Consider the following 6,164-nt stretch of genomic DNA (forward strand, 5'->3'; position numbering starts at 1 on the left):
ACTCCAAGACCCCTTCGGGCCAAAAGTGTTACCCATGTCTCCGGTATAAACCGTAACCCATGTGTCCAGAATGGACCTTGGAGAGACTGGAGCGGGTGAGGCGATTCGAACGCCCGACCCCAACCTTGGCAAGGTTGTGCTCTACCCCTGAGCTACACCCGCTCATCGTCGACGGCCTGGGGTAGTCGGTGGCCGAAGGTCGCCATCGTCGCGGCGACGGGCGCTATATGGCCCAAGCCTTTTGCAAATGCAACAGGGAAATGACGCAGCCGGCGAGAAAAATTGCCGGCGTCCGGAGAAGCCGGTTCGCCGGTGCCGGCAACGCGGCAGGGCCGGCGGAGCGGCGGGACCGGCCTGCCGGGGCCGGCGGGCAGAAGGCGCGCGACAACGCCGCGATGGCGGCCGTGGCGCAACGCTGCCGCATCCTGCCTCCCCGACCTGTGCCGTCCATGCGAGACGGCCGGCTGTCGCGGCCGGGCACGAAAGCGGCGCCCGCGGCGGGTTCCGGTACGACCCGACATGCGCTAATGCCGTCGGGCGCCGACGCCCCATCCGACGCTCTCCGCCGCGCCGACGGCTGCGGTCCGCCGTGACGCGGAGGCCGGTGGCGTGCCGGACAGCCGGCGCCCCCGAAACTCGTGCCAGACGGAACAGCCATGACAGACACCCCATCCTCCCCCCGCACCGACAAGGATCTCTTCGCCTTCCTCGACGGCCTCGGCATCGCGCACAGCACCAGGTACCATGCCCCCGTCTTCACGGTGGCCGAATCGGTGGCGCTGCGCGACGAGATCCCCGGCGGCCACACGAAAAACCTTTTCATCAAGGACAAGAAGGACAACTATTTCCTGCTGACGGTCGAGGAGCATGCGACGGTCGACCTGAAGACGGTGCATGGCGTGATCGGTGCGTCGGGCCGCGTCTCCTTCGGCAGGCCGGAAAAGCTGATGGACTATCTGGGCGTTATTCCCGGCGCCGTGACGGCGCTCGGCGCGATCAACGACAGCACGGCCAAGGTCAGGATCATCATCGACGAGGACCTGATGGCCTATGACGTCATCAACGCGCATCCGCTCAGAAACGACGCCACGACCTCGATCGGCGCCCGGGACCTGCTGCGCTTCATCGCGGCGACGGGGCACGAACCGCTTGTCTTGAAAGTGACGGCCTGACATACGATCTTTCGGGCACGCAAACGCAAGGGAAGCGCTGGCTTCCGGGAGACGACCATGAGCACCGGCAACAACCCCTACGCCGCCTCCTTCGGCGGCCAGATGAACGCGACCGCGTCCTTCGGCGGCACGCCCGCCCCGGGCGACCTGATCCGGGACACGACGACCGCGAATTTTGCGCGCGACGTGCTGGAGGCTTCGCGCCAGCAGCCGGTGCTGGTCGATTTCTGGGCGCCCTGGTGCGGCCCCTGCAAGCAGCTGCAGCCGATCATCGAGAAGGTCGTGACGGAAGCCGCCGGCCGGGTGAAGCTCGTCAAGCTCAACATCGACGAGCATCCCTCGATCCCGGGCCAGCTCGGCATCCAGTCGATCCCCGCCGTCGTCGCCTTCGTCGGCGGCCGGCCGGTCGACGGCTTCATGGGCGCCGTGCCCGAAAGCCAGGTGCGCCAGTTCATCGACAAGATCGCCGGCCCCGCCGGCGCCGACCAGAAGGCCGAAATCGAGGCGGTCCTCGACGAGGCGAAGGCGCTTTTCGAGGCGAAGGACATCGGCGGCGCGGCCGATCTCTACGGCGCCGTGCTGCAGGCCGACCCGGACAATGCCGCGGCGCTTGCCGGCATGGCGGACTGCATGATCGCCGCCGGCCAGCCCGAGAATGCCCGCCAGCTGCTCGCCGGCGTCTCCGAGGAGCTCGGCAAGGACCCGCTGATCGCCGCCCGCATCAAGAAGCTGGAGCAGATCGAGGAAGCCCGCAAGCTCGGCGACCCGATCGCGCTGGAGGCGGCGCTTTCCCGCGACCCGGACGACCATGACGCGCGTCTGAAGCTTGCCAAGATCCGCAATGTCGAGGGCGACCGGGCGGCGGCGGCCGACCATCTGCTGACGATCATGCGCAAGGACCGGGCGTTCGAGGACGACGGCGCGCGCCGCGAGCTGCTGCAGTTCTTCGAGGTCTGGGGGCCGACCGATCCCGCGACCATTTCGGCCCGCCGCCGCCTGTCGTCGATTCTGTTCTCCTGATCCGTCGCGGCCCTTGAGAATCGGCGGCGCGGCACCATTTCTGGGGGATGCGCCCCGCGCCGCCGACGGCGGCAGGCGGGGGCGCGGCATGGGGAAGGCATGGCGATGCAGGTCGGGAATGCGCGATACCTGAAGGCGGAGGATGTGCCGGAGACGATCCCGGTCTTTCCGCTGACCGGCGCGCTGCTGCTGCCGGGCGGACAGCTGCCGCTCAACATCTTCGAGCCGCGCTATCTGTCGATGTTCGACGATGCGCTCGCCGGCAGCCGGCTGATCGGCATGGTGCAGCCCGTTTTCGGCGAGCACCGGGTGGACGATCCGGCCGCCGACGCGCCGGCGCTGTGCCAGGTCGGCTGCCTCGGCCGGATCACCTCCTTCGCCGAGACCGGCGACGGGCGCTACATCACGTCGCTGACGGGCATCTGCCGCTATCGGCTGATCGGCGAGGCGCGAAGCCACAAGGCCTACCGCACCTTCCGCATCGCGCCCTTCGTGGCCGACCTCGCCGGCCACGACGACGAGCAGAGCGTCGACCGCGAGGCGCTGCTCGCCGCCTTCCGCGCCTATCTCGACGCGAACAAGCTGGAGGCCGACTGGGAAAGCGTGGAACGCGCCAGCAACACGACGCTCGTCAATTCCATGTCCATGATGTCGCCCTACGGTCCGGCCGAGAAGCAGGCACTGCTCGAGGCGCCCGATCTCAGGACGCGGGCCGAGACGCTGATCGCCATCACCGAAATCGTGCTCGCCCGCAGTTTCGGCGATATCGACACCGTGCTGCAATGAGGCGGAGGAGGGCGGCATGAGCGGCAAGACGAGCGGCGTCGACCCGAAACTGCTGGAACTGCTGGTCTGCCCGCTGACCAAGGGGCGGCTGACCTATGACGCCGCCACCTCCGAGCTCATCTCCGAGCGCGCGAAGCTCGCCTATCCGGTGCGCGACGGCATTCCGATCATGCTCGTCTCCGAGGCCCGCGAGATCCGCGACTGAGCGCCGTCAGATCGCCTGGCCGACGAGCAGGCGCGGATGGTCGCGGCCGGCCGTTCCCTTGGCCTGCCGGATGAAATAGGATTTCAGCCCCGGCAGGCGGTCGACGAGGCCGAGACCGACGTCGCGCAGGGTGCGCAGCGGCGTCGCGTCGTTCGAGAACAGCCGGTTGAGCACGTCGGTCGTCACCCCCATGCGGAACGTATCAAAGCGGCGCCAGCGTTCGTAGCGCTCCAGCACGGCGAGCGAACCGATGTCGAGTCCGAGCCGGTCGGCCTCGACGATCGTCTCGGCGAGTGCCGCGACATCCTTGAAGCCGAGGTTCAGGCCCTGGCCGGAGATCGGGTGGATGCCGTGCGCCGCGTCGCCGGCGAGCGCGAAACGGGGCGCGACGAAGGCGCGTGCCAGCGTCAGGCCGAGCGGGAAGGCGCGCCGGCCGCCCACCACCTTCAGGGCACCGAGCTTGTGGCCGAAGCGGCGCTCCAGCTCCTCCTCGAAGACGAGGTCGTCGCTGGCGACGAGCCGGTCGGCATCATCGCTGCGCTCGGTCCAGACGAGCGAGGAGCGGTTGCCTTTGAGCGGCAGCGTCGCGAAGGGCCCGGCGGGCAGGAAGTGCTCCTCCGCGGTGCCGTCGTGCGGCCGCTCGTGCTCGACGGTCGTGACGATGCCGGACTGGCCGTAGTCGAAGCGCACGGTCTTGATGCCGGCCGCGTCGCGCAGCCGCGAGCGCACGCCGTCGCAGGCGACGAGCAGGCGCGCTTCCACCGTCGCGCCGTCGGAGAGCCGCACGGCGGTCGCATGGGCGCCCGCCTCGAAGGAATCCGCCGTCGTGGCGAAGCGGACCGCAACGCCGAGCGCCTTCGCCTTTTCGAGCAGGCTGCCGGTCATGGCGCGGTTCGGCACCATGTGGGCGAAGGGATCTCCGTCGCCGCCCGCCCCGGCCCCGTCGTCGAAGGTGAGGAAGACGGGGCGGACGGGATCGGCGGTACGAGAATCGGTGATCACCATGCGGCGGATCGGTTCGGCCTCGGGCGCGATCGTCTGCCAGACGCCGAGCACCTCGAGCAGGTTGCGCGCTGCCGCCACGATGGCCGAGGCACGCTCGTCGCGCTGCCAGGCCCCGTCCGGCGCCGCGTCGACCACTGCGACGGACAGATGCGGCGCCGCCGCCTTGACGGCCACGGCGAGCGACAGGCCGACATATCCGCCGCCGGCGACAAGCACGTCGATCATCGATCCCACTCCCGGTTCCCTTCCATCGGTTTCGGCCCTTATATAGGCCAACACCATCGCCATTCCTACCGCGCGAGTTCCGCCAAATGTCGCATCCCCCCGAGCACAATCCCGCCATGGCCATGCTGCTTGCCACGCTGGACCTCGAGAAACTGGAGGAAAACCTGTTCCGCGGCGTGAGCCCCAAGGTCGGCTGGCAGCGGGTCTTCGGCGGGCAGGTCATCGGCCAGGCGCTCACGGCGGCGACGCGCACGGTCGAAGCGGGGCGATTCGTGCATTCGCTGCACGCCTATTTCGTGCGCCCGGGCGATCCGGCCATCCCGATCGTCTACGACGTCGACCGCGTGCGCGACGGCTCCTCCTTCGCCACACGCCGCGTGATCGCGGTCCAGCACGGCAGGCCGATCTTCTTCATGACCGCATCCTTCCACGTCGAGGAGGACGGCTTCGACCACCAGGCCGCGATGCCCGACGTTCCGGGGCCGGAATCGCTCATCGGCGAGAAGGAGATCAAGGAGCAGTATCTCGCCCATGCGCCGGACCATGTCCGCGCCTACTGGGAGCGGCCGCGGCCGATCGAACTGCGCCCGGTCTCGCTCAAGCACTATTTCACCGCCGACAAGCTGGAACCGCGCCAGCACATCTGGGTGCGCACGACCGGTCCGGTGCCCGGCGACCGCCACCTGCAGGCGGCCGTGCTCGGCTATCTCTCGGACATGACGCTGCTCGACACCTCGCTCTTCGCCCACGGCACGTCGATCTTCGACCGCAGCCTGCAGGTGGCGAGCCTCGACCACGCGATGTGGTTCCACCGGCCCTGCCGGCTCGACGACTGGCTGCTCTACACACAGGACAGTCCGTCGGCATTCGGCGCGCGCGGCATGACGCGCGGCAGTCTTTTCGACCGTTCCGGCGCCCTGATTGCCTCCGTCGCACAGGAAGGTCTGATTCGGAAAAAGGCAGTTGATTAATTGGTGTGCAAAACTTTAAAATTGCACATTTTATAATCATTGCTAGTGGCGAAATTTTAGCTGTTTCCGCAGTTTTGCCGAAAAAGATATATATATCAATGATTTATAATTGTGGCGCGAATCTGGCACGCCCCTTGAATGTAGAAGCCCGGTTGCCGGGGACATGATGCTCCCCGCGACGAGGAGAAACGGCCCCCGGCCGTGGGTAAACACAAGGATGGGAAACCAGATGAAGATTGTGATGGCCATTATCAAGCCGTTCAAGCTCGATGAGGTACGAGAAGCCCTCACCGCGGTTGGGATCCAGGGCCTGACCGTGACCGAGGTCAAGGGTTACGGGCGCCAGAAGGGACACACCGAAATCTACCGCGGCACGGAATATGCCGTCAGCTTCCTGCCGAAGCTGAAGATCGAGATCGCCGTTCCGTCCGAGACGGTCGACAAGGCCGTCGAAGCGATCGCGGCCGCCGCCAAGACCGGCCAGATCGGCGACGGCAAGATTTTCGTCTACTCGATCGATCATGCCGTGCGCATCCGCACGGGCGAAACCGATTCCGAAGCGCTGTAAGCAAACGGCAGATCAGGGAGCATTCCAAACATGTCTTCATTCACCCTTTCCAACACCCTCGCCCGCCTGGGCGCCGCGTCGGCGGCGATTCTCGCCCCGGTCGTGGCCTTTGCCCAGGAAGCCGCGCCGGCCGCTGCCGAGGCTGTGGCAGCCGCCCCGGTCCCGGACAAGGCCGATACGGTCTTCATGTACATCACGACGCTTCTCGTGCT

7 protein-coding genes, 1 tRNA gene and 1 pseudogene are annotated in these 6,164 nt (G+C 67.3%); 7 read left to right on the plus strand and 2 right to left on the minus strand.

Annotated elements, in window-relative coordinates:
• Window positions 1-87: 87 nt before the first annotated feature.
• Window positions 88-162: transfer RNA gene (locus tag LXM94_RS25255), tRNA-Gly, on the minus strand.
• A 494-nt stretch (window positions 163-656) separates the two neighbouring features.
• Between LXM94_RS25255 and LXM94_RS25260 the strand changes: the two genes are divergently transcribed.
• The 4 genes from LXM94_RS25260 (at window position 657) to LXM94_RS25275 (ending at window position 3,183) form a co-directional block, all read left to right on the plus strand.
• Complete coding sequence (locus LXM94_RS25260; protein ID WP_235774578.1) at window positions 657-1,172, plus strand: prolyl-tRNA synthetase associated domain-containing protein; 516 nt, start codon at window positions 657-659, stop codon at window positions 1,170-1,172.
• Between the two features lie 57 nt (window positions 1,173-1,229).
• The gene (trxA, locus tag LXM94_RS25265) at window positions 1,230-2,192 is read left to right on the plus strand and encodes a thioredoxin (RefSeq protein WP_235774580.1); all 963 of its coding nucleotides are present in this window, start codon (window positions 1,230-1,232) and stop codon (window positions 2,190-2,192) included.
• A gap of 105 nt (window positions 2,193-2,297) precedes the next feature.
• Window positions 2,298-2,978 (plus strand): LON peptidase substrate-binding domain-containing protein, encoded by a 681-nt coding sequence (locus tag LXM94_RS25270; RefSeq protein ID WP_235774582.1) that lies wholly within the window; start codon window positions 2,298-2,300, stop codon window positions 2,976-2,978.
• Between the two features lie 16 nt (window positions 2,979-2,994).
• Window positions 2,995-3,183, plus strand: a complete 189-nt coding sequence (locus LXM94_RS25275) for a Trm112 family protein (RefSeq protein WP_235774584.1) — start codon at window positions 2,995-2,997, stop codon at window positions 3,181-3,183.
• Window positions 3,184-3,189: 6 nt separating this feature from the next.
• On the opposite strand, the gene LXM94_RS25280 is transcribed toward LXM94_RS25275, so the two are convergent.
• Entirely contained in the window at window positions 3,190-4,413 is a 1,224-nt protein-coding gene (locus tag LXM94_RS25280) for a ubiquinone biosynthesis hydroxylase (RefSeq protein ID WP_235774586.1), read from the minus strand.
• 86 nt (window positions 4,414-4,499) lie between these two features.
• On the opposite strand from LXM94_RS25280, the gene tesB reads away from it, so the two are divergent.
• From tesB to LXM94_RS25295, 3 genes and pseudogenes are all read left to right on the plus strand, one after another.
• Window positions 4,500-5,384, plus strand: coding sequence for an acyl-CoA thioesterase II (gene tesB / locus LXM94_RS25285; protein ID WP_235774588.1), 885 nt, complete (start codon window positions 4,500-4,502; stop codon window positions 5,382-5,384).
• 229 nt (window positions 5,385-5,613) lie between these two features.
• On the plus strand, window positions 5,614-5,952 hold the full coding sequence (locus LXM94_RS25290; protein ID WP_097141339.1) for a P-II family nitrogen regulator: 339 nt from the start codon (window positions 5,614-5,616) through the stop codon (window positions 5,950-5,952).
• A gap of 30 nt (window positions 5,953-5,982) precedes the next feature.
• Window positions 5,983-6,164 (plus strand): annotated as a pseudogene (locus LXM94_RS25295) (ammonium transporter); the annotation flags it as partial.

The sequence above is a fragment of the Rhizobium alarense genome, from assembly GCF_021555155.1.
In the GTDB taxonomy this organism is placed as follows: Bacteria; Pseudomonadota; Alphaproteobacteria; order Rhizobiales; family Rhizobiaceae; genus Rhizobium_D; species Rhizobium_D alarense.

Excerpts from the sequence above, each read along its gene's own strand:
- LXM94_RS25260 (WP_235774578.1), top strand. The coding sequence starts at position 657 with ATGACAGACACCCCATCCTCCCCCCGCACCGACAAGGATCTCTTCGCC.
- trxA (WP_235774580.1), top strand. The coding sequence starts at position 1,230 with ATGAGCACCGGCAACAACCCCTACGCCGCCTCCTTCGGCGGCCAGATG.
- LXM94_RS25270 (WP_235774582.1), top strand. The coding sequence starts at position 2,298 with ATGCAGGTCGGGAATGCGCGATACCTGAAGGCGGAGGATGTGCCGGAG.
- LXM94_RS25275 (WP_235774584.1), top strand. The coding sequence starts at position 2,995 with ATGAGCGGCAAGACGAGCGGCGTCGACCCGAAACTGCTGGAACTGCTG.
- LXM94_RS25280 (WP_235774586.1), bottom strand. The coding sequence starts at position 4,413 with ATGATCGACGTGCTTGTCGCCGGCGGCGGATATGTCGGCCTGTCGCTC.
- tesB (WP_235774588.1), top strand. The coding sequence starts at position 4,500 with ATGTCGCATCCCCCCGAGCACAATCCCGCCATGGCCATGCTGCTTGCC.
- LXM94_RS25290 (WP_097141339.1), top strand. The coding sequence starts at position 5,614 with ATGAAGATTGTGATGGCCATTATCAAGCCGTTCAAGCTCGATGAGGTA.